Source organism: Nesterenkonia ebinurensis, assembly GCF_008711175.1.
Classification (GTDB): Bacteria; Actinomycetota; Actinomycetes; order Actinomycetales; family Micrococcaceae; genus Nesterenkonia; species Nesterenkonia ebinurensis.
Genome location: NZ_VWNF01000021.1, coordinates 65206 through 87357 on the forward strand (window position 1 = coordinate 65206; position 22152 = coordinate 87357).

A 22152-nucleotide genomic window follows, 5' to 3' on the forward strand; every position below is an offset into this window, starting at 1 on the left:
AGCTGAGGGCACTATTCTGTACCGGTGACCCAACAGCCCACTGTCGAGAGTACGGCCCAGATCACGGTGCGCAGCATCAGCTCCGCGGGGCATGCTGCGTTCCTCGCGGAGCATTCCACCAGCTCCTTCCTGCAGAACCCGAGGTGGCCGGCAGTGAAGATCGACTGGCGCGGTGAGTCTGTGGGAATCTTCTCCGGCACTGAGCTCATCGGTGCCGCCCTGGTGCTCTACCGCAGGCTCCCGCTGCCCAGGGCGATCCCCTACTTGGGGCGCCGTTGCCTGGTCTATATCGCCGAGGGCCCGGTGGTGGACTTGACCACCTATCCGGCGGATCAGGTGCTGCCCCCGCTGGTGAACTACCTGAAGTCCCAGGGCGCCTTCCTCATCCGGATGGGCCTGCCCGGGCAGGTACGCCGCTGGGAGGCCAGCACGGTTCGCAAAGCACTGGCCGCCGGGGAGCACAGCGGCCTGGCAGCCCTTGAGCCTGCCCAGGAGGATCACGACGCCGCCGGCCTGCATTCCCAGCTGCAGCAGTTGGGCTGGCAGCCTCCCACGGCCGAGGCGGACTTCGACGCCGGACAACCCCAGTTCACCACCCGCATCCCCTTGGAGTCGGCCGATCCGCAGGCTGATCCCGAGGAGGACCTGGAGCGGCGGGTGGAGGCCGCCCTGTCCCGGATGGACTCCACCTCCCGGCGGCAGACCCGTAAGTCCACCCGCTCAGAGCTGAGCTTCAGCACCACAGGGGCTGAGCAGCTCGACGCCTGGCAGGTCCTCTATGAGGAGACCGCGCAGCGGGATGAGTTCCTGCTGCGGCCTCAGGAGTATTTCCAGCGCATGTTCGCCGCCCTAGAGGGCCAGCCGGACAGCGAATGCACACTGCATCTGGCGCATTGGAATGACACCCTGCTGGCAGCAGCCATTTACATCCGGCAGGGCAAAGCAGCCTGGTACGCCTATGGGGCCTCCAGCTCCCAGGAGCGCAAACGCTATGCCCCGCGCGGACTCCAGCTGCAGCAGCTGCGCCAGGCCCTGCGGTCTGACTGCACCTGGTACGACTTGGGTGGAATCAGCCCTTCCCTGGACCCGGAGCATCCGCTGGCCGGGCTGACCCGGTTCAAGACCACGATGGGGGCTGATCCGGTGCAGACCCACGGGGAGTGGGACCTGCCGCTGAACCGGCCGTTGTCAGCAGCGTTCAAGGCCTATATGACCCGTCGCTGGTAGGCGCTAACTGGCCCGGCAGTCAGCGTCTGCTCCAGATGGTCCAGGAAGCTGTCGGCGTCCAGGCGGCGGATCAGCTCCACGTTCGGCTCCCGGTCCCAGCGGCCCAGCCAGTCGGCCACCGTCTCCCCGCGGGTGAGCGTGCCGGACAGCTCCACGTCAACCACTACAGTGCTAGTCCCGGCGGCGGGCACATGTCCCGCCTCCCGGTCGGCAAAGCCTTGCCGGCCTCCGCGCCCAAAGCGTGGCTGATCTGTCCAGGGGATACCGGCTTCAGGGTGCCGGGCCCAGCCGATTGCGGCGGCCACTACGTAAGGGTCGTGGATCTGGGCCAGATAGCCGTGGCCGTCGGACTCGTGGAACTCGAAGTAGAAACGCAGCGCTTCAGCAATCTGCTCCAGCCAGGCTCTCCACTGCGGGTCAGCAGCACTGGTCAGGATCCGCTCCAGCCGCTGCGGGGTCATCACCACTGCCTCAGTGGCCTCAATGGGGCCGATCGCTGGCAGCTGCAGCGCAGCCCCGAACCCCTGGTAGACCCGGGCCGTGGACTCCGGGTCGAAGTCGGTGTTCCACTCGGTGGTCGGTTTGGTGTTGCCCCGGTAGTTGAAGGCCCCACCCATGATGAACAGCCGCCGCAGCAGTTCAGGCAGCTGCGGCTCCACCTGCAGTGCCAGCGCCAGGTTGGTGCAGGGCCCGGTGACCACGCCGATCAGCTCCCCGGGATGAGCACGCGCGGCCTCGACCCACGCTTGGGCAGCCGGGACGGTGGACGGCGTCGTTGTTGGTCCTGGCAGGACCGCATGGCCAGTCCCCAAAGAACCGTGGGTGTCATCGGCGTAGACCGGTGTGCTGCCCTGCTCTGCGGCCCGCAGCGGCAGCTCGGCTCCAGCGTGCACGGGGACATCACCCCGTCCGGCCAGTTCCAGCCAGGCCAGCGCGTTACGGACCACCTGCCGAGTCGGTACGTTGCCCCCGGAGGCGGCCACTCCGGTAATCTCCACATCAGGTTGACACACCAGGTAGCCCAGAGCCACAGCGTCGTCGATTCCTGGGTCACAGTCCAGAAAAAGCGGGATCACTGCTGCTCCGATCGGTCCAGGGCGATGATTGCGCGCACCAGGTGCTCACGGATCTGCGGGTGCATGGGCTGCTCTGAGATGGACTCGTAGAGCCAGAGCCCGTCGGCGGCCAGCCGAGCGATGAACCGTGCCACGGCGTCGTGGTCCTCAGCTGATTCCGGCACCGGGGCCGCCCAGCGGTCATAGACTCCGTTCCACACTGCCCGGGCGGCCTGATCGGAGATGGCCTCAAGGGTCAGCAGCAGCTCCGCGCGGTCCGGGTTCTGGGAGGCGCGCACATAGGCGACGGTCTTGGCCGCCTCAGTCAGTGGGGCTGTGCCCCTGATATCCGGACCCGGTGCAGAGGTGTCAGGGACCTCGTCAGCTACCTCGTCGCGCATATGCTGCTCCCACTGCCCGGCCACGTATTCATGCAAAGCCAGCAGCAGGTCCTCCCGCGTGGGGAAGTGATAGAGCAGCCCACCCTTGGTGAGACCGGCCTCTGCCGCCACCGACTCGTAGGACAGTGCGGTCACCCCGTCGCGCTGCACCACATGTTTGGCCGCTTCCAGGGCCGCTTCCCGCTTGGACTCTCTCATTACCGCTACACCCTATCCAGTCTGAGGTGGTGTGTTGAGCTCCCCGGTGCCAGCACAGTGCCTCAGTGGTTATCCGGGTACTTCTGGGATTCAGTGCCGGGTGTGTATTTGCGCAGCACATAGACGACGACGCCGGCACCGAGAGTCATCACCGCAGCCAGCGCACCGAGCACGCTGAGGTAAGCCAGTTGGAAAGCTGCTGCGGCACGCTCCACCAGCAGCACATGCCCGCTGTCCAGCGCGTTGGCCGGCGATGCTCCGGCCCAGGCTTCGGCGCCCTCAGGCACCTGCAGGGTCCAGGAGTAGACGAAGGTCAACACCGCGCCCAGCAGGGCCACACCCAGCAGATTGCCCATCTCGTAGGAGACCTCCTCGGTGGAAGCGGCCATCCCGGCCCGGTGCGGGGGCACATTGCCCATGATCGCGGTGGAGGCCACCGAGATGGAGCAGCCCATTCCGGCCCCGCCGATCACCAGTCCCACCACCAGCAGGGGGAGGGAGTCGGCCAGCGCAGCGGCCAGGCCGATCAGGGTACCGGCTGCGGCGATCCCCATCCCCCCGCCGATGAGCACCAGCAGTCCGAGTCTGTCCAATAGAGCCCCGCCCACCACTGCGAAGGGGGCGGAGCCGACTGCCACGGCGGTGACCAGCAGACCGGCCTGCAGCGGAGTGAAGTCCTCCAGCAGCTGGAATCGTTGGGCCACGGCCAGCTGGACGCCGGCGGTGATGAAGGTAGCCAATCCGGCAGCGATCACTCCCCCGGTGAATCCGCTGTTGCGGAACATCGCGAAGTCCACCAGCGGCTCTGCAGTCTCGGCCAGGCGCAGCTGACGGCGAGTGAACAGGGTCAGTACCACCACCGCGATCAGTGTGGACCCGGCAGCAAGCGACAGGTTCAGCGGGGCCTCCGCCCAGGTCTTGATCGCCAGCACGAAGGCACCCATGCCCACCAGGGCCTGGGCTGAGGAGATGAAATCCCAGCGACGAGTGGAATCAGCGGCGTTGCGCGGGCCCAGGATGATCATCAGCACAGTCACCGCGGCCACCAGGGGCACGTTGATGAGGAAGACCGAGCCCCACCAGAACCATTCCAGCAAAAGCCCAGCCACAATGGGCCCCAGGGCCATGCCCACGGTGAAGGTGGCCGCCCAGATAGCGATGGCCACATTGCGCTCCTTGACGATTGCAAAGCTGATCCGGATCAGCGCCAGGGTGGCCGGCAGCATCAGCGCTGCCCCCACGGCGAGCAGGGCGCGGGCTGCAATCAGCGCATTGGCGGTGGGTGAGTAGGCGGCGGCCAGGGAGGCAATGCCGAAGATCACCAGTCCTACCTGGAAGATGCGCTTATGCCCGAACCGGTCGCCGAGAGCTCCGGATCCGGGCAGCAGGCCGGCCATCACCAGCGGATAGGCGTTGAGCACCCAGAGCTGCTGGGAGGAGGAGGCCCCCAGATCAGCGGTCAGCCGCGGCAGGGCGGTGTAGAGGATGGTCATGTCCAGGGAGATCAGCAGCAGACCGGAGGAGACCAGGGCCAACACGGTCCAGCGCTGCCATCGAGTCAGTGAGGTGTCCGGGGCCGTGGTGGAGCGCAGGGTGCCTACGCTGCGGTGGTCGGCACGCGGGATGGGGGCGGTGTCAGTGGACACAGGTTCCCTGCGGCGTCCGCGCAGTCTGCGCATCTGATGCTTAAGCTGACTCACAGCCCAAACTGTACCTTACGTACGGTATAGTTTGAAATAGCCCGGGCATGCATATCCTCTGTTCGTTATACCCAGCCCTTGTTTCACTGACCCCGCGATTCAGGCAGAAGATGAAACAACGGTCGGGTGAATCTGCTCATGCAGGTCCTCCAGCGCCAGGGTGATCCGGGTGCGCCAGCGCCAATCTGCCTTGGCATCCACCCGGGAGGGCCCGCCGTTGATCACCGCCACCGGCTTGGCTGCCCGCACCATCTTCAGTGCGATCGAGTAGCCGCTCATCACTGCCATGGAGGAGCCCACCACCAGCAGGGACGACGCCGCTTCAGCCAGTTCTGCCACCGCTGCCTTCCGCTCTGCCGGCACGTTCTCGCCGAAGTAGACGACGTCGGGCTTGAGGGTATCGGCTCCGCACACCAAGCAGGTGACCAGAGTGAAGCGCTGCACCCAGGAGTCATCCAAAGTGACATCGCCGTCCGGGTTGACATTCTCAGTGCTGGTCCCGGCGGCGTGCGCCTGCCCCGCTCGCCTCTCGGCCGGCAAGGCGTTGCCGGCCTTCGCACCTAAAGACGCCACCGCAGCGGCCTCTGCGTAGCCGGGGTTCGCTTCCTCCAGCCGAGCGTCCAGGCTGCGCCGATGCTCGGTATTCCCGCAGGTCAGGCACACCACCTCGGACAGGTCGCCATGTAGAGCCACCACGGGGTCAGACCCGGCTGCCCTATGGAGACCATCGACGTTCTGGGTGATGAGTCCACTGAGAATCCCCGCCTGCTGCCAATCAGCCAGAATCTCGTGACCCCGGTTCGGCTCGGCCGCCTCCAGGTGCCGCCAGCCGACAAAGGAGCGCGCCCAGTAACGGCGGCGGGCCGCGGCGTCGTACTTGAACTCCTGGTAGGTCATCGGCCGGTGCTTGGTCAGTGATCCTGCCGGACCACGGTAATCAGGGATGCCGGAGTCGGTGGAGATGCCGGCCCCGGTCAGGCACAGCACATTGCCGGCCCGCAGCAGCTGAAGGATACCGGCACACGCAGCCTCGGCATCCTGCGGCGGTGCAGTCTCTTCAACGGTGCGCGCGATCGACCGCAGCGCCGCCTGATGGGCCCGTTCAGCACTCGTCCCGCCGGCGTCACCCAGGGTCCCTGACGTCTGGGACCCGTGCGGATCTTCGATCCGTGCGGGCAAGGTCAGGGAGTCGCTGCCGGTCTCGGCCGCATTCCCGCGACTTTCACGCCCTGAAGTCGGCACATTACTACGCTCGTGCCTCACCGCGCTGCCTGAGCCAGTGGAGAGCACCCACCGCTGACTCAGTCCTCATCAGCGTCTTGGTGCCAGTCATCGTGGTCCTGGTCGGCATTATTGTCGGAATCGGGGTTCTCTCCCCGGGCAGCGGCGAGCTCGCGCTCCAATGCGGACAGATCAGTGTTCGGGGTGTAGTACTTGATCTCCCGCGCCTGCTTCGTCGCTTTCGCCTTCTGACGGCCACGCCCCATGAGCGGGACCCCCTTAACGTCGTCTCGAAATAGCCTCGTGATGAACATTCATCGCGGGCTTGACTCTTGGATGAAGTGGTTGGTGCTCTCTAGGTTAACATGAAGCCCACCTAAGCGTCGCACTGAACGGGGAGGTCCATACGGCAATGAGCGAGTCACCGCAGGCCAGCCAGGGTTCGCAACAGCCCTTGTCACGGCGGGCTCGCCGCGAAGCTGCCGGGGACACCGGGTTCCGGCTGAACGCAATCCCCTTCCTGATCCTCGGAATTCTTGTGGTGGTCATCACAGTAATTCTGCTCTGGTGGTTCCTGGGCCGCGAAGAGGAAGAGGAGCCTATCGAGTGGACCTGGGTGGAGGACCCGGCCGACGGCGTGCATGCCCGCGGGGTGCCGCCGGAGGACTGGGAGGCCGGCTGGTGCCTCTCCGGGTACATCGACGAGGACACTGCTGCCGATGTGATGGACTGCGAGCGCAGCTACGACGTCCAGGTGCTGCTGCAGGATGAGCTTGAGGACGAAGTCACCGACGGCGCCTACCCCGGTGACGACGTGGTCTCCCACAACGCCAATCTGCGCTGTGAGGAGATCGAGCTGAGCAGCTCTGCCATCGAATCGCTGGGTGCTGAGCTGCAGCGCGAAATCTGGTACCCCACCGAGTCCACCTGGAACAACGACGACGACCGGCTCGTCTCCTGTTTCCTCATCCGTACTGATGGCGGCAGCCTCCGCGGGGACTTCCTGGACACCTCAGGCGATGATCCCGAGGATGCGGACGAGGTAGAGATCGTCGACGAACAGGACGACGAGGATGAGGACTAAGCGGACTGGGTCGTAGCCGAAACCCGGAAGGACTCTCCCTGAGGGGCCCACCCGAATCGAAGATACGCGCGGGCCTGCGAGTTCAGGCACCACTGTGTGAGTCTTCCGGCGAAGCCGGAAACGAGCGCGGGCGGGAGGGTTCTGGCGAAGGAGCATCCAGCCCGCTCAACATCAACGCTTCTGCACGGTCAGGCCGTGCACGGCATCCTCATCGAGGGAGAGCTTCTCATGGTCCACCTGTACGGCGTCGCCGTCGGTGATCTCTCCGGCAAGCAGTTCCTTGGCCAGCTGGTCGCCGATCTCGCGCTGCACCAGCCGGCGCAGCGGCCGGGCGCCGTAGGCGGGGTCGTAGCCGGTCAGCGCCAGCCATTCCTTGGCGGCCTCGGTGACCTCCAGGGTCAGCCGACGCCCGGAGAGCCGCTCGGCCAGGGCGCGGATCTGCAGGTCCACGATGGAGGTCAGCTGGTCCATGGACAGCGGGTCAAACATTACGATGTCATCCAGCCGGTTGAGGAACTCAGGCTTGAAACTGGCGTTGACCACACCCATGACTGCCTCGCGCTTGGCCCGGTCATCCTTCTCCTGGTCCACCAGGAACTGGCTGCCCAGGTTAGAGGTGAGGATCAGCACCACATTGCGGAAGTCCACCGTGCGGCCCTGCCCATCGGTGAGCCGGCCGTCGTCGAGCACCTGGAGCAGGATGTCGAAGACTTCCGGGTGGGCCTTCTCCACCTCGTCGAGCAGCACCACGGAATAGGGGCGCCGTCGTACTGCCTCGGTGAGCTGGCCGCCCTCCTCATGGCCCACATAGCCGGGCGGGGCGCCGACCAGCCGGGCCACTGAGTGCTTCTCGGAGTACTCGGACATGTCGATGCGGATCATCGAGCGCTCATCGTCGAAGAGGAACTCGGCCAGTGCCTTGGCCAGCTCGGTCTTGCCCACACCGGTGGGCCCCAGGAACAGGAAGGACCCGGTGGGCCGGTCGGGATCGGCCACCCCCGTCCGAGCGCGGCGGACGGCGTCGGAGACTGCGGTGACGGCCTTGGTCTGGCCGATCAGCCGGGAGCCGATGAGTTCCTCCATGGCCAGCAGCTTCTCAGTCTCGCCCTGCATCAGGCGGCCAGTGGGGATGCCGGTCCAGGCTGAGATGACCTCAGCGATGGCGTCGGCGTCCACCTTCTCGGAGACCATGCGATCTTCCTGGTCAGCGCCAGCCTCCTGTGCCTCAGCCTCGGCCAGAGCCTGTTCGGCCTGCGGGATCTCGCCGTAGCGCAGCCGGCCGACCTCGGCAAAGTCACCTTCACGCTCAGCCCGTTCGGCGGCAGACTTCAGCTCATCGAGCTTGCGGTGCAGCTCGGCGGCACGGTTGTGGGCACCCTGCTCGCGCTCCCAACGGGCGTTGAGCTCGTCAAGCTCCTCGCGCTTATTGGCCAGCTCCTCATCCAGGGCTGCCAAGCGTTCCTTGGAGGCGGGGTCAGTCTCTTGAGCCAGCCAGGTCCGCTCGGCCTGAAGCCGGTCCACTGCCCGGCGCAGCTCGTCGATCTCCACCGGATCGGAGTCGATCTCCATCTTCAGCCGAGAGGCGGCCTCATCGACGAGGTCGATGGCCTTATCCGGCAGCTGCCGCCCGGTGATGTAGCGGTCGGAGAGCTCGGCGGCGGCTACCAGAGCGGCATCGGAGATCTCCACGCCATGATGAGCCTGATACTTCTCCTTGATGCCGCGCAGAATCGCTACGGTGTCCTCCACGGAGGGCTCACCCACGTAGACCTGCTGGAAGCGGCGCTCCAGAGCGGCATCGGTCTCGATGTTCTCGCGGTACTCATCCAGTGTGGTGGCACCGATCAACCGCAGCTCGCCGCGAGCCAGCATGGGCTTGAGCATGTTTCCGGCATCCATGGACCCGTCGGAGGATCCGCCGGCACCGACTACGGTGTGCACCTCATCGATGAAGCTGATGATCTCGCCCTCAGAGGCTTTGATCTCATCGAGTACGGCCTTCAGCCGCTCCTCGAACTCACCGCGGTACTTGGAGCCGGCCACCATCGCCCCTAGGTCCAGGGAGATCAGCCGCTTGTTCTTCAGCGCATTGGGCACATCCCCGGCCTCGATCCGCTGGGCCAGCCCCTCCACCACGGCGGTCTTGCCCACACCGGGCTCACCGATGAGCACCGGGTTGTTCTTGGTGCGCCGGGAGAGCACCTGCACCACACGGCGGATTTCAGCATCTCGGCCGATCACCGGATCCAGCTTGCCCTCTTTGGCAAGCTCGGTGAGATCGGTGCCGAACTTGGCCAGGGCTTCAAAGGTGCCCTCGGGGTCCGGGTTGGTGACCTTGCGGCCCTGACGGACTGACTCCACCGCGGCTCGCAAGGCCTTGACATCAGCGCCGTGGTCAGTCAGCGCAGCGGCGGCGGGATCGCTGATCGCAGCGATGCCCAGCAGCAGGTGCTCAGTGGAGACGTATTCGTCGCCCATCCGTTCGGCCTCAGACTGGGCGTTCCTCATCACCGTCAGCCCGTTGCGGGAGAACTGGGCGTTGGCCACTGAGGACCCGGATGAGCTGGGAAGATCCTTGATGGCCGCGGAAGCGCGGGTGGAGACGGCCTCAGGCTCTGCCCCGGCAGCTTTCAGGGCGGCCACGGCCACTGATTCACGGGTGTCCATGAGCGCCTTGAGGATATGCGCGGGCTCAATCTGCGGATTCCCGGCAGTGTTGGCGTTCATAGCAGCCGCACTGACAGCCTCTTGAGACTTGGTGGTGAGCTTGATGTCCATGGCCTTCGCGGCCCCTTTCCGTTCACTCAGCATGTAGAAGAAAACTTGAGTCAATCGTACTCAACTTTGCAGCCGGCGTCGTTATTCCTCAGCCGGACCAGATTCATTCAAACTGAGGCTGCCCGTGCCGGTGCGAGCTCAGGTGGGTGGAGCGCCGAATGGCAGCGCGAGGACCGCACCCCAGTCGCGCCAGATCGGACAATCTCGTCCGGGCTGCCCCTCGAGGAACCGGATGAACTCTTCGGTGAAGGCATCAGAAAGCGGCAGATTGGGGTGCGCGGAACGGACAGGGCAGACGTTCCGGTCGACGTTGAGCTCCCACCCGCCAGGCATCAGGGCAAGATCCCCGGCTGTCATCACACTGAGGGTCTGCACCTCCGCGGGCAGCTGTTGCTCGAGGATCTCTCGCGTGGAGTTCGGCGTGGCCTGCAGCTCCAGCGCCGCTGGAGACACCGGGTCGAATTCAAAATCTGCGAGTTCTCCCAAGGGTACGGCCAGCCGCAGCAGGTCCGCCAGCACCCGGCCCGTGCCGTTCTCCCCCGGGGGCGGGTAACCGGTGGGGCTGTCCGGCAAAGATCCGACCATCACCAGGACATCAATATCTGCTTTGCCTGCCGCAAGCGCTTCCCAAGCCACCCAAATGGCGTGGGAATGCCCTGCCACCACCAAGGGTCGCGGTAGGTCTTCGGTCTGCGCGGCAAAGGAAGCCACCTGATTGTCCAGGGGCTGCTGGGTATGTTCTGACTCATAAGGCGCCCCCGTGGTGATCGGGCAGACCGCGTTTCCCTGGGGTTGCCCGTCTCCGGCCCCGGCGTAGGAGAAGTAGTACACCTGCGCACAGGAATAGCCCAACCTCTCCGGTCGGATCTCCACGATGGTCCCACCGCCTGAAGAGCTGACGATGCCGCCCATGATCATGAGAGATCCTGCACGTGGCGGGGGCTCTTGGGCTCCTTCCTCGCTCCACCGCGGCCACATCAGCGCCGCAGCTCCCACCACTACCACCGCCGCGACTGTGGCAAGCAGCACCCCGGGGCGAGACACCGGCGGCCGGCTCAGCCCCCACAGCGCCAGAGCAGCAGCCGTCGCAGAGACCGGAACGAGCCAGAGGGTCAAAAAATCAGCACTCTGGGCCAGGGCACTGATACCCACCACGACGACGAAATAACTCAGCACAATCTCCAGCCGCAGACCGTCTCGCCAGTTCTGCCTGAAGGCGGAGCGAATACGCAGGCGGCGCGGCCAGGCCAGGGCAGAACCGAGAACCGCAGTAACGGCCAGCACGCCGATTCCTATCCAGAAAAGCCGCGAATTCGGCAGAGTAGAGGCAGCCGTCACCACGACCGCGGCGATGGTGGTGGGGATGCTGAGCACCCCGTACAACCGCGCGGCCCGGCCAAGATTGACCCATGTGAGCCCACCTACCAGGTAGGCCAATAGGCTGATACGCACCATCAGGGCCAAGCCCAGCGCACCTGCCGCCACTGGCCATGAGGGGGCATAGGCAATGATGAGCCGCAAGTCCGTGAAGAGATCCAGGGGTGGCAGGGCTACCAAGTGCACCATGCCTGGCCACTGTGGCAATATTCCCGATGCTGCCAGTATCACCACAGCGGCTGAAAGGCCCGCCAGCGGCCACATACGGCGCCATCCGAACCATGCGGCTGCCTCGGCGGCATTGGAGTGGCCGCCGTTCACCACGGCAAACTGATTACGAGGAGGCATCGCTGTCTCCTGGGAGTCGGCTGAGCGTGGGGCTTTGCGCTTTCTCGCGCTGGCGTCAGTCTTTCACAGGCCAGCTCATCAGAGCGGCCGACCCCTTGTGGTGATGGGACAGAGATGGAGAGGGGTCCCAAGTAGAGAGGGATCCGACCAGGAGAAGATCTTCTGCCAGCAGTGGTAGAGCTACAACTACGGAGAGAACCTACAAATTTGAAGGAATGATGACGACGCCGTCACCGTTGGTACTGCTGAAAAGTCGCCGGCAGCAGGAGAGCCCCATCCATGAGCATCAGCACAGAGCGGTACAGCGAGAGTTTCGAGTTCGGTATCCACACCTTCGGCGATGTCACCAAGACCCCGGATGGAGAACGGGAGCTCTCCCAGCCCGAGGTGCTGCGCAATGTGCTGGCCGAAGCCACTCTGGCTGACCAGGTGGGAATCGACGTGGTCGGCATCGGTGAGCACCACCGGCCTGACTATGCTGTCTCAGCGCCAGATGTGGTGCTGGCCGCAGTGGGGGCGGCCACTAACCGGATCAAGCTCATCTCAGCGGTCACTGTGCTCAGCTCCGATGATCCGGTACGGGTCTACCAGCGCTTCGCCACCATCGATGGGCTCACCGGCGGGCGCGCCGAGGTCAGCCTGGGCCGGGGCAGCTTCATCGAGTCCTATCCCCTGTTCGGCTACGACCTGTCTGACTACGAGCAGCTCTTTGAGGAGAAGGTGGACCTGTTCGTCAAGCTGCGCAGTGAGGAAAAGATCACCTGGGAGGGACAGACCCGTGCGGGGTTGAAGGATCAGGAGATCTTTCCCAAGACTGACCATGAGTACGGGCTGCCCACCTGGATTGCGGTGGGCGGCACTCCCAACTCCGTGGTCCGTGCGGCCCGGCATGGAGTGGGCCTGGAGTTGGCGATCATCGGTGGGGCCCCGGGGCGGTTCGCACCTTTCGTAGAGCTCTACCGGCGTGCCCTGGCTGAGTTCGGCCAGCCTGAGAATCTGCGTGTGGCCAGCCACTCGCACGGATTCGTGGCTGAGACTGATGAGCGCGCCCAGGAGGTCTTCTATCCCTCCTGGGCGGAGTCTATGGCCAAGATCGGTGCCGAGCGCGGCTGGGGCAGCGGGGTCCCCAGCTTCGAGCAGTTCCAGCAGGAGATCACTCACGGCGCGCTGTTCGTGGGCTCTCCGCAGACCGTGGCGGCCAAGATCGTCAAGACCAAGAACCAGCTCGACATCAGCCGCTTCGGCCTCAAGTACGGGAACGGCTCTCTGGCTCATGAGCACATGATGGAGGCCATCGAACTCTATGGCACCAAGGTCAAGCCCTTGGTGCTCCAGCAGCTTCAGGGCTGAGATCTGTAGCACCCCTGACTTCAGGTTTCTCATAGTCCGGATACCTACAGTGGAGGACATGTCTGACACTGAGGGCCTCAGCATCGCGATCTACTCGGATCCGGGGCGGACCTCCATGTTCCTACGACGAATCCTGGGACATCCTGACCAGAGCTGGGCGCAGGGTGCTTCGATCACCCATCATGAGGCGCTGATCCCGCTGCGCAGCGATGCCACCCTGGATTTGGATGAAGCCCTGGCCTGGGCCCAGAAGGATGAGGCGGAGCTGACCATCATCGTCACTGAGATCCCTCGGATGGCAAAGCGCCGGCCTAAGACTTTGGAGCTGCACTTTGCTGACCGGCTGGGGGTGATCTCCCTGCCGTCTCTGGGACCGGCGGCCATCCATCGCTCACTGTGCCGGGAACTGGCGCGCGCGGTCAAGGCGCTGACCCACGATTCAGTTGAGGAAGCCGAGCACCCGCCGGAGAAGGCAGCAGCCCAGGGGCAGAACCTGATCGGCCGGGTGCAGGGAGGCTTCGGCTCCCGGGTCATGGACCAGCAGGGCCGCGAGACGGTCTACATCACACCGCGTGAGCCCTTCCCGGGGCGGCTGTGGATGACCCTGGGCATGGTCGCGGCCAATGAGCCGCTGCGCTCGCTACGCAAACTCTCCAAGATGTTCTCCGCGGCTGCGGCCACCGGGGCGTTCGGCATTTTCTTCACCACCATCTGGGAGATGGCCACGTTTCTGCCGTCCTGGCGGCTGGGGGCAGTGACGGTGGCTGCCGTCGTCGTACTGGTGCTGTGGCTGATTGTCTCCAACCGGCTCTGGGACCGTTCTCATACGGTGGGCGGCAAGCGTGAGGCTTTCATGTACAACGCCTCCACTCTGACCAGTCTGGCCGTCAGCGTGGGGCTGCTCTACCTGGGCCTGTTCACGGCGATCCTCGGTGCCGGGCTGCTGCTGATCGACCCTGAGTTCATGACTGAGACCATCGGAGAGGAGGCCAGTTTTGCCAACTATGCCGATATCGCCTGGCTTTCAGCCTCCATGGGGACGGTGGCCGGCGCCATAGGCTCCAATTTTGACGACGACGCCGACCTGCGCAACCTCACCCAGGGCTCCCGCGAACTCCAGCGCTACCCTTCTTAGCCGCGATGGCCCGATTCAACCGAGTGAAGACCCAAGCTTGCTTGAGATCTTCTGAGGTGTTTGCGGCCTGTGCGTGCGTCGCACTCCCCCACTAACCGCTGATCAGGTTGAGGAATCCGATACCGAGGAGGGCAAAGCCGGCGCCCCAGACCACTACAGAGACGAACATCCAGAGCATCACCAGGTGCCGATTGGCGCCGAAGCTGACCATCAGCGGTGCGGTGATCTGACTGGGCAGCGCCAGCGGGCCCAACAGGGAGACCCCGGGGATGCCGAATTTGTCGAAGAGCCGCTTGGCCTTCTCCCGGCGTTTGCGCTGGCCCTCGCTCATCTCCTTGGGCTTCTGCCGTTTCAGCACCGCGGTGCGGATCCAGTGTGCCCCGTAGACCACAATGGCCAGGGCCAGCATATTGCCGACCACTGCGGCGGCCAGGGCGGCCCAGAGCGGCATCCCGGCGATGATGCCGATGAAAGCCCCGAAGAACGACTCCACAAAGGGAATGGCGGAGATGGCGATGATGCCCAGCCACTGCAGGGCTTCGGGAAGGGATTCGGTCCAGCTGCGCAGCCGGCCCCAGAAGGAGTCCTCCGGAAAGACGATTTCCGTGGGATCCGTCTCGGCGCCGCCGGCCAGAGCTATGGTCTGTGCAGATTCGTTGAGTGCAGTCAGTGTCTCGATCATGCGGATAAGTCTTCCGGATGAACGTGTCTGAAACGTCACCCCCAGGGCTTATCTTGGCGCACCATCCTCAAGACTGACGAGTCAGGGACAGCTGCCCGGCGATTGCCCCTTGCGATACACCTGGCCGGGTTCCCCCGGAAGAGAAGGTGAGCATGAACGCATGGCGCACGAGATCGTGAAGGATAAACATTCTATACCTTATGAAATCTTGCTGTAACACCTTGGTTAAGAGTCAGAAATATCGACATCCTAAGGTTTCGATACATAGTAGAAACTAATCATGGAAGGAAAAAGGTGACATCAGAAGACTCGAAAGCTGAGCTGCTGGAGCGCCAGCTCAAGGAGCAAGGGGTACGCTTCGCCATCGCCGGCTACACCGACCTCCATGGGAACCTCAAGGGAAAGACGGTGCCCATTGATCACTTCGTGCAGATGGCGAATGGTTCCGAACTCTTCACCGGCGCAGCCTTAGACGGCCTCCCGCAGGATGTCAGTGACGAGGAACTCTCCGCACGCCCCGATCTGGAGCGTGGTGTGGTCCTTCCTTACCGCGACGACGTCGCTCTCTTCCTCTCCAATCTCTACGTGGCTGGAGAGGAATTTGAGGCCTCCACTCGCAATATTCTCGGCCGCCAGATTAAGGCTGCCGCCGAACTAGGCTTCACCTTCAACCTCGGGGTGGAGACCGAGTTCTTTGTCCTGAAAGACGGCGAGACCGGCATGGACAATGTCAGTGACAGGGACACCTTGGACAAGCCCTGCTATACCGTGCCGGCTCTCATGGACAATTTCGGCTGGCTCCAGGAACTGGTCGACCACATGAACACCCTCGGCTGGGACGTCTACTCCTTCGACCATGAGGACGCTCAAAGCCAGTTCGAGATCGACTTTGCCTATGCCGACGGCATGACCATGGCCGACCGGGTGGTCATCTTCCGTACCATGGCCAGCGAAGTGGCCCGGAAGCACGGTGCCTACGCCACCTTCATGCCTAAGCCATTCGCAGATCGTACCGGCTCTGGCGCCCACTTCAACATGTCTTTGGCGGACCTGGAATCCGGACTCAACCTCTTCGACTCAGACGATGACCCCCGCCACGCGGGCCTTAGTGAACTCGGCTATCACTTTGCTGCCGGGATCCTCCGTCACGCTGCTGCCATCTGCGCAGTCATTGCCCCCACGGTCAACAGTTACAAGCGACTGGTCCGTCAGGGGAGTATGTCCGGCTCCACCTGGGCTCCGATCTTTGCCAGCTGCGGCAATAACAACCGCACCAATATGCTGCGCATTCCACTCGGCGGAGGACGGGTGGAATGCCGTGCGGTGGACTCCGCTGCAAACCCCCACCTGGCTGCCGCACTGCTGCTGGCTGCCGGGCTGGAAGGAATCCGGGAAAAGGCCGAGCTGCAGCATTTTCACACTGAGAACCTCTATGAAGTGGACCCCGCCGACTATGACAGGCGCGGCCTGAGCCTGTTGCCGCGCACTCTCGGTGACGCTATCGACGCTTTCGAAGACGACCCCTTCACCCGGGAGATCTGCGGCAAGGACTTCTGGAAGGCCTTTATCGAGTACAAGCGCAGCGAGTGGGAGTCCTACCAGACGGCTGTCACCGACTGGGAACGCGACCGTTATCTGAAGTTCTACTGAACCAGAACCACACCGCCAGCACGCACCTCAACGCCGATCAGGAGACTGAATATGAGCCACCCGCAGTCCCGTCCCGGGGTCCCCGAGCTGGAGACGCTCCTGCTCGAGGACTTCGGTCTGGTCTCCGGCCAGCGGCTGCCCGAGGCCCGGTTGCGTTACCGGGTCTACGGCCAGCTCAGCCCCGCCCGGGACAACTGCGTGGTGCTCTTCAGCTACTACACCGGCACCGACCTCAGCTACTCCCCCTGGTTCGGCCCCGGGCGGATCCTGGACCCCGGTCTGCACTGCATCTTGGCGGTCAACCACTTCGGCAACGGGGTCTCCAGTTCGCCGTCGAACACCCCGGTGACAGGGGAGTTCCCTGAGGTGGGGATCGCCGATACCGTCCGGGCCACCAAGCAGTTGCTGGAGGGCCACGGAGTACAGCGGCTGCGCCTGGCCGCCGGATGGTCCCTCGGGGGCATGCAGTCCCTGGAGTTTGCCATCCGCTACCCCGAAGCCGTGGCCGCGGTCTTCGCCAGCTGCACCGCCGCCCGTTGCGCCGAGACCAACCAGGTGTTCCTCGACGGGCTCGCCGCAGCCCTGCAAGCCGACCCCCGGTACGCCACCGGCCCACACGGAGCTGCCCCGGAGGCCGGACTCGATGCTTTCGGCCGGATCTACGCAGGCTGGGCCTACTCCGAGGAGTTCTACGCCACCGGAATCTACCGTGAACTGGGATACCAGGATCTCGCCGACGTCCTCGCTTCCTGGGGGCAGGCGCACCAGGAGCACAACGCCCATGACCTCATGGCCAGCCTCCGGATGTGGCGCGCCGCCGATCTCGGCGCCGGCCGCGGCGGGCTCGGCCCCGCCCTGAGCAGCATCCAGGCACCCACAGTGCTGATGCCCTCGACCACTGACACCTATTTCACCCTGCGGGAGAATCAGGCCGAGGCTGCCCACCTCACCGCCGGGCAGCTGCGCAAACTTGACTCCCCACTGGGCCATATCGCCGGCCGACCTGGCATCCGCCAGCAGGAGAACCGTCAAGTCGAAGCCTGCCTGCAGAACCTGATGACCGCCACGACCATCTGACTGACCACTACACCCTGAGGAGCCCACCCGCATGTCACTCAACGTTGTTGTCGCCGGACTCCCCAAAGCCGTCCAAGGCGCCCCGGACACCGATGAAGGCATCTGGCTCACCGAGCAGCAGAAGCAGCGCATCACCGCCGTGGCCGAGGACGTCTGGCTCGAGCACATCCCGGTGTCCCAGCTGCACGCCGGAAAAGGCCCCGAACGGCCCCCGCACGCCATTATGGTCGAGACCAGCGGCTCCAAAAAAGGCATCGAAGGCGAACAGGGAATCTTGAAGATGCCCGGGCTGCAGCAACTTTTCAACCCGGACCTGAAACTGCTGCAGTCCATGAGCGCCGGGGCCGAGCATCTGGTCGACATCATGCCCCAGGGCGTGGTCCTGGCCAATGCTGGGGGAGTCGCCGCCCACGCCATCGCCGAAACGGTGATGGCCGGAATCCTCGCCGAGGCTAAGATGCTGCGCCAGCGCTGGGCGCACCAGGAAGCCAAGGAATGGCAGGAACTGCCCGCCCGCGAACTCGACGGCTCCGTGATGTCCGTGCTCGGCACCGGAAACATCGGCACCGCCACCGCCCGGATCGCACAGGCCCTGGGCATCAGGACCATTGGCATCAACCGACGCGGCAACCAGGTGGACGGTTTCGATGAGATCCGCACCACCAGTCAGCTGCACGAGGCGCTCGCCGTCTCCGACTACCTCATCATCGCCTGCCCGCTGACCCCAGAAACCAACGGGCTGGTCGACGCCGATGCGCTGGCCGCCATGAAACCCAGCGGCTGGGTGGCCAATGTTTCCCGTGGTGCTGTCCATGACTCTGAGGCCCTGGTCAACGCGCTGTACGGCGGACATCTCAGCGGCGCGCTCATCGACTGCCACATCACCGAGCCGCTGCCCGCCGACGACCCGCTCTGGGAGGCCCCCGGAGCCCAGGTCTTCCCTCACGACTCCCACGCCTCCCAACTGCTGGGCGACCGGCAGGTCGACATCTTCGTAGACAACCTCCAGCGGCTCGTGGCAGGCAAGGAACTCCGCAACGTCGTTGACCCCACTCGCGGCTACTAAGCGTCCGCGCACCAGACCATCACGACCCCCAAGGAGTAAGAGATGATGAAGGTCGGATTTATCGGACTCGGCGTTATGGGCAAGCCCATGGCCGGACACTTGGTGGACGCCGGGCACGAGCTGATTGTGTACAACCGCACCAGCGCCAAAGCGCAGGAGCTCATCGCCAAAGGTGCCACCGGAGCGGCAAGCACTGGCGAGGTCGGGCAGGTCTCCGACGTCGTGATCACCATGCTGCCGGATTCCCCTGACGTCGAAGCCGTCCTCTTCGAGGACGGCGGGCTGATCTCCACGCTGAAGCCGGGCTCTCTGCTCATCGACTGCAGCACGATCTCCCCGGAGGCCGCTGCCGCCATCGGGGGGCAGCTGGCTGCGACTGGAATACAGTTCGTTGACGCCCCGGTCAGCGGCGGAGAGATCGGTGCGGTCTCAGGGAAGCTGGCCATCATGATGGGCGGTGAGGTTGAGGCCGTCACACGGGCCGAGGAGGTGCTCAACGCCTTTGCCGGCGCGATGGCCCATGTGGGGCCCGTCGGCTCCGGTCAGCTCGTCAAAGCCGCCAACCAGATGCTGGTGGCTGGAAACATCGCCATAGTCGGAGAGGCCCTGTCCTTGCTGCAACGCACGGAGGTGGACATCGATTCTGCCCTCGGGGTGCTCAACGGTGGGCTAGCCGCAAGCCGTGTACTGGAGGTCAAAGCGCCGAAGATGCTCGAGCGCGACTTCGCCCCTGGGTTCCGGCTTGACCTGCATTACAAGGACCTGAGGATCGCCCTGGCCGCAGCCGAGCACGCCAAAATCGCTGTACCGCTCACCGGGATCATCACCCAACTCGTCCAGGCATTGCGCTCAGCCGGCGACGGCGGAGAAGACCATAGTGCCCTTATTAAAGCCATTGAGCGGCTCTCCGGCGCGGCCACTCCGGTCAAAGAAGGGGCCCTCTGATGCGCTCAGCACTGATATGTGGAGGCGGCGTCGCCGGCCTTTCCTCCGCCCTGCACCTGAGAAAGCATGGTTGGGAGGTCAAGCTATTCGAGAAGGACTCCGAACTGCGCACTGCCGGGGTCGGCCTCAACATCTGGCCCAACGGTGTCCGGGTCTTGAAAGGCCTGGGTCTGGGCGAGGAGTTCCTCTCCTTCGCCGCAGCCATGAACCGCTGGTGGGCCCTGGACAGTGATGGCACTATGACCTCAGACATCGATGTCAGCGACTGGTCCGAGCAACTGGGTGCCCCTATCACAGGAGCGCGCCGCCGCCGCCTCAACACCATGCTCGCCGAGGCCCTCGGCTACGAAGAAATCCGCTTCAACACTGCTGTGGAATCCTATGAGCAGAACGAGGACTCCGTCACGGTGTACTTTGCCAATGGCGGCTCGGCCACCGGCGATCTGCTGCTGGGTGCCGACGGTGTCGGTTCCAAGATCCGTAACCACATGCTCGGCGGAGTCCCTGAATTCACCGAGGACGGGATCACCCGCTGGCGCGGGGTCTTCGAAACCGCCAAGGCCGACGTCCCCCCAGATGTCCAAGCCGATGTCTACGGACCCAACGGGCACTTTGGGTGGATTCCCATCGACGCCACCCACGCTTACTGGTATGGCAGCCTCGGCGGGCTCTCCACCTTCGATGAGTTCTACAGCGTCTACAGCACCTGGGCCGAAACCCCGGTGCCGACCATCATCGACGTCAGCGAACCCGAGACCATCATCGGCCGGGAGCTTGCCCACTACAAGAACCATCTGAACAGCTGGGCCGACGGGCGTGTGATTCTTCTCGGGGACTCCGCCCACCCGATGTACCCCGGTATGGCCCAGGGGGCCAACCAGGCACTCATTGACGGTCAAGTCCTTGCTGAGCAGCTCGATGCCCACGACAGTGTCCCCGAAGCCCTGAAAGCGTTCGAGGCCCAACGGATGCACGAGGCCCACACCATGGTCGAGTATTCCCGGCTGCACTTCAGCTGGGAGAAGACCCGGGATGAGTACCGCAGCGCAGGAAGCAATCTCCAGATAGACCGGTACATGGAGTTCGAAGCATGACAGCCGTTGTTGCCCCTACCGCACCCAAACGTCGCCACGGCGCGGCCGCTACCGTTGGGCGCCGTTTTATACTGCCTGCCGCGTTCATCGTATTCCTCATCGGCTTGCAGGAACTGCTCACCCGCACCGATGTGTTGCCCTCGAACTACTTCCCCCCTGCCAGCAAAATATTTATGGCTTTCATCGACGAGTTCAGCAGCCCGGCCCTGCCGGATGCGCTCTTCGGCACCCTGACCACTTGGATCCAAGCCCTGGTCATCTCTGTGGTGCTTGGCACCGCCGTCGGTATTCTGCTCGGGCTCATTGTCCCGTTGGAGGCCTTCCTGCGTCCGACCATCGAATTCCTGCGGCCGGTGCCTTCTGTGGCGCTGATCCCCCTAGTGGTGCTCACTATAGGCACCGGATCCGACTCCGCGCTGTTCCTTGCAGTCTTTGCCGCCTTCTGGCAGGTGCTCATCCCCGCCATCATTGGGGTGCGCTCAGCCCACCCGGTGGCTCTGGAGACCGCCAGATCCTATAACTTCACCCTCTGGCAGCGCATTCGGTACATACAGCTGCCCAGCATGATGCCCTACCTGGTCACCTCCATTCGGCTCGCCACCTCCACCACCCTGATTCTCATTGTCACCGCGGAGATCATCATCCAGATGCCCGGACTCGGCTATGAGATCACCATGTCCCGCAGCGCGGGCAACCCTGCACGGATGTACGCCTACATCGCCCTGAGCGGCATCGCCGGCATCGTGCTCAACGGGCTAGTCCGTCAGGTAGAAGCCCGGGTGGCCAGCATCCACGGAAGCGGAGGAAAGTGATGAGTACCCTCACCGCCACAGCCAAGCTCAACGCGGCCGCAAAGACCAGAAAAGGCCGACTGATCCTCGGGACGCTCGGAGCTGCAACTGCCGTTGCCGCTTGGTTCCTCATCTCCCGAGAGAGTGACAACCCCTATTTCCCATCCTTGGAGGTCATCCTCGAACGCGCCTGGGAGTACTGGACCACTCCGGAGGGCGTGAACAATATCCTGGCCAGCCTCCGCACTCTCAGTGGTGGACTCTTCTTAGCCATCATCCTGGGAGTGGTCATCGGACTCATCATTGGCCAACTGGCCATTGTGGAACAGGCTGTCTCGCCAACCTTAGAGTTCGCCCGCGCCATTCCGGCCACGGCACTGATCCCGTTCGCTCTGATGCTCTTCGGGGTCAGTGACCAGATGAAGATTTTCCTCATCGCGCTGGGCTGTATCTGGCCGATCTTGCTCAGTACCGCCGACGGGGCGCGCGGCATCGACAAAACCCTGAGCGCCTCTGCCCGGGCCTTTCAGATCACTGGGTGGAAGTTCCAGACCTATGTCATGCTGCCTGCAGTATTACCTCGCATTCTGGTGGGAATCAGGATTGCCATCCCACTGAGCCTGATTCTCATGGTGACCAGCGAAATGGTCGGAGTCCAACAAGGTCTTGGCTTTGTGATCACCCAGGCCCAGGCAACCTTTCAGATATTGACGATGTGGTCCGGCATCCTGATCCTCGGGGTTCTGGGATTTTTGCTGACCTTCATCTACTCACTGATCGAACGCCGGCTGCTGCGCTGGGCCGACCCGCGTCGCGACCGCGAATAAGAACCGCGGAGATGGTGTTCGCAGCTCGGCATGAAACCTATCTTTAACATATCCGATAATCCATCGAAACCAACCAGTCCTACTGTTTCAATACAACCTTGAAATGCGGGAAATTGCTCCCGTGGTGTATCCATCGAGTCACAAAA

19 protein-coding genes are annotated in these 22152 nt (G+C 64.0%); 11 read left to right on the top strand and 8 right to left on the bottom strand.

Features of this window, described 5'->3' with window-relative positions:
- Positions 1-24: 24 nt before the first annotated feature.
- A complete protein-coding gene (locus F0311_RS07925; RefSeq protein WP_223881206.1) occupies positions 25-1227 on the top strand; it encodes a lipid II:glycine glycyltransferase FemX in 1203 nt (400 codons plus the stop codon).
- Here F0311_RS07925 and F0311_RS07930 read toward each other — a convergent pair.
- The 5 genes from F0311_RS07930 to F0311_RS07950 all read right to left on the bottom strand — a co-directional run bounded on the left by F0311_RS07930 (position 1206) and on the right by F0311_RS07950 (position 6068).
- Positions 1206-2303 (bottom strand): nucleoside hydrolase, encoded by a 1098-nt coding sequence (locus F0311_RS07930; protein ID WP_150461405.1) that lies wholly within the window; start codon positions 2301-2303, stop codon positions 1206-1208. The two genes, F0311_RS07925 and F0311_RS07930, sit on opposite strands and share 22 nt — an antisense overlap.
- Positions 2300-2881, bottom strand: coding sequence for a TetR/AcrR family transcriptional regulator (locus F0311_RS07935; protein WP_150461406.1), 582 nt, complete (start codon positions 2879-2881; stop codon positions 2300-2302). Before F0311_RS07935 ends, F0311_RS07930 begins: the two co-directional genes overlap by 4 nt.
- 62 nt (positions 2882-2943) lie before the next feature.
- Positions 2944-4581 carry an MFS transporter gene (locus tag F0311_RS07940; RefSeq protein WP_223881207.1) on the bottom strand — a complete coding sequence of 546 codons (1638 nt, stop codon included), beginning with the start codon at positions 4579-4581 and terminating at the stop codon, positions 2944-2946.
- Between the two features lie 99 nt (positions 4582-4680).
- Complete coding sequence (locus tag F0311_RS07945) at positions 4681-5712, bottom strand: Sir2 family NAD-dependent protein deacetylase (protein ID WP_150461647.1); 1032 nt, start codon at positions 5710-5712, stop codon at positions 4681-4683.
- A 170-nt stretch (positions 5713-5882) separates the two neighbouring features.
- A complete protein-coding gene (locus F0311_RS07950; RefSeq protein WP_150461407.1) occupies positions 5883-6068 on the bottom strand; it encodes a DUF3073 domain-containing protein in 186 nt (61 codons plus the stop codon).
- A 146-nt stretch (positions 6069-6214) separates the two neighbouring features.
- Between F0311_RS07950 and F0311_RS07955 the strand changes: the two genes are divergently transcribed.
- Positions 6215-6886, top strand: coding sequence for a hypothetical protein (locus tag F0311_RS07955; RefSeq protein WP_150461408.1), 672 nt, complete (start codon positions 6215-6217; stop codon positions 6884-6886).
- 171 nt (positions 6887-7057) lie between these two features.
- Here F0311_RS07955 and clpB read toward each other — a convergent pair whose 3' ends face one another.
- Together clpB and F0311_RS07965 are read right to left on the bottom strand one after the other, a co-directional pair.
- A complete protein-coding gene (gene clpB / locus F0311_RS07960; RefSeq protein WP_150461409.1) occupies positions 7058-9664 on the bottom strand; it encodes an ATP-dependent chaperone ClpB in 2607 nt (868 codons plus the stop codon).
- 138 nt (positions 9665-9802) lie between these two features.
- Complete coding sequence (locus F0311_RS07965) at positions 9803-11389, bottom strand: hypothetical protein (RefSeq protein WP_223881208.1); 1587 nt, start codon at positions 11387-11389, stop codon at positions 9803-9805.
- A gap of 279 nt (positions 11390-11668) precedes the next feature.
- Here F0311_RS07965 and F0311_RS07970 point away from each other — a divergent pair, with 279 nt between their 5' ends.
- Positions 11669-12739, top strand: a complete 1071-nt coding sequence (locus tag F0311_RS07970) for an LLM class flavin-dependent oxidoreductase (protein WP_150461410.1) — start codon at positions 11669-11671, stop codon at positions 12737-12739.
- A gap of 58 nt (positions 12740-12797) precedes the next feature.
- A complete protein-coding gene (locus F0311_RS07975; RefSeq protein WP_150461411.1) occupies positions 12798-13874 on the top strand; it encodes a hypothetical protein in 1077 nt (358 codons plus the stop codon).
- Positions 13875-13965: 91 nt separating this feature from the next.
- Here the strand turns inward: F0311_RS07975 and F0311_RS07980 are convergent, their stop codons facing one another.
- Positions 13966-14556: a small multi-drug export protein gene (locus F0311_RS07980; RefSeq protein ID WP_223881209.1), complete on the bottom strand. Its 591-nt coding sequence runs from the start codon at positions 14554-14556 to the stop codon at positions 13966-13968.
- A 294-nt stretch (positions 14557-14850) separates the two neighbouring features.
- Here F0311_RS07980 and glnT point away from each other — a divergent pair, with 294 nt between their 5' ends.
- The 7 genes from glnT to F0311_RS08015 are packed head-to-tail and all read left to right on the top strand — an operon-like array spanning position 14851 to position 22006.
- Positions 14851-16206 (top strand): type III glutamate--ammonia ligase, encoded by a 1356-nt coding sequence (gene glnT, locus F0311_RS07985; RefSeq protein ID WP_150461412.1) that lies wholly within the window; start codon positions 14851-14853, stop codon positions 16204-16206.
- 51 nt (positions 16207-16257) lie between these two features.
- Complete coding sequence (locus tag F0311_RS07990; RefSeq protein ID WP_150461413.1) at positions 16258-17283, top strand: alpha/beta fold hydrolase; 1026 nt, start codon at positions 16258-16260, stop codon at positions 17281-17283.
- Between the two features lie 31 nt (positions 17284-17314).
- Positions 17315-18349, top strand: coding sequence for a D-2-hydroxyacid dehydrogenase (locus F0311_RS07995; protein ID WP_150461414.1), 1035 nt, complete (start codon positions 17315-17317; stop codon positions 18347-18349).
- 42 nt (positions 18350-18391) lie between these two features.
- Positions 18392-19294, top strand: a complete 903-nt coding sequence (locus F0311_RS08000) for an NAD(P)-dependent oxidoreductase (RefSeq protein WP_223881210.1) — start codon at positions 18392-18394, stop codon at positions 19292-19294.
- Entirely contained in the window at positions 19294-20388 is a 1095-nt protein-coding gene (locus tag F0311_RS08005; RefSeq protein WP_191089815.1) for an FAD-dependent oxidoreductase, read from the top strand. Before F0311_RS08000 ends, F0311_RS08005 begins: the two co-directional genes overlap by 1 nt.
- Entirely contained in the window at positions 20385-21200 is an 816-nt protein-coding gene (locus tag F0311_RS08010) for an ABC transporter permease (protein WP_150461415.1), read from the top strand. The genes F0311_RS08005 and F0311_RS08010 overlap by 4 nt, the downstream gene beginning before the upstream one ends.
- The gene (locus F0311_RS08015; protein WP_150461416.1) at positions 21200-22006 is read left to right on the top strand and encodes an ABC transporter permease; all 807 of its coding nucleotides are present in this window, start codon (positions 21200-21202) and stop codon (positions 22004-22006) included. Before F0311_RS08010 ends, F0311_RS08015 begins: the two co-directional genes overlap by 1 nt.
- Positions 22007-22152: the final 146 nt, after the last annotated feature.

What these genes read in the sequence shown, in the direction of transcription:
- F0311_RS07995 (WP_150461414.1), top strand. Translation starts at nt 17,315, where the DNA reads ATGTCACTCAACGTTGTTGTCGCCGGACTCCCCAAAGCCGTCCAAGGC.
- F0311_RS07955 (WP_150461408.1), top strand. Translation starts at nt 6,215, where the DNA reads ATGAGCGAGTCACCGCAGGCCAGCCAGGGTTCGCAACAGCCCTTGTCA.
- F0311_RS08005 (WP_191089815.1), top strand. Translation starts at nt 19,294, where the DNA reads ATGCGCTCAGCACTGATATGTGGAGGCGGCGTCGCCGGCCTTTCCTCC.
- F0311_RS07935 (WP_150461406.1), bottom strand. Translation starts at nt 2,881, where the DNA reads ATGAGAGAGTCCAAGCGGGAAGCGGCCCTGGAAGCGGCCAAACATGTG.
- F0311_RS07975 (WP_150461411.1), top strand. Translation starts at nt 12,798, where the DNA reads ATGTCTGACACTGAGGGCCTCAGCATCGCGATCTACTCGGATCCGGGG.
- F0311_RS07970 (WP_150461410.1), top strand. Translation starts at nt 11,669, where the DNA reads ATGAGCATCAGCACAGAGCGGTACAGCGAGAGTTTCGAGTTCGGTATC.
- F0311_RS07950 (WP_150461407.1), bottom strand. Translation starts at nt 6,068, where the DNA reads ATGGGGCGTGGCCGTCAGAAGGCGAAAGCGACGAAGCAGGCGCGGGAG.
- F0311_RS07990 (WP_150461413.1), top strand. Translation starts at nt 16,258, where the DNA reads ATGAGCCACCCGCAGTCCCGTCCCGGGGTCCCCGAGCTGGAGACGCTC.
- F0311_RS07980 (WP_223881209.1), bottom strand. Translation starts at nt 14,556, where the DNA reads ATGATCGAGACACTGACTGCACTCAACGAATCTGCACAGACCATAGCT.
- F0311_RS08010 (WP_150461415.1), top strand. Translation starts at nt 20,385, where the DNA reads ATGACAGCCGTTGTTGCCCCTACCGCACCCAAACGTCGCCACGGCGCG.
- F0311_RS08000 (WP_223881210.1), top strand. Translation starts at nt 18,392, where the DNA reads ATGATGAAGGTCGGATTTATCGGACTCGGCGTTATGGGCAAGCCCATG.
- clpB (WP_150461409.1), bottom strand. Translation starts at nt 9,664, where the DNA reads ATGGACATCAAGCTCACCACCAAGTCTCAAGAGGCTGTCAGTGCGGCT.
- F0311_RS07965 (WP_223881208.1), bottom strand. Translation starts at nt 11,389, where the DNA reads ATGCCTCCTCGTAATCAGTTTGCCGTGGTGAACGGCGGCCACTCCAAT.
- F0311_RS08015 (WP_150461416.1), top strand. Translation starts at nt 21,200, where the DNA reads ATGAGTACCCTCACCGCCACAGCCAAGCTCAACGCGGCCGCAAAGACC.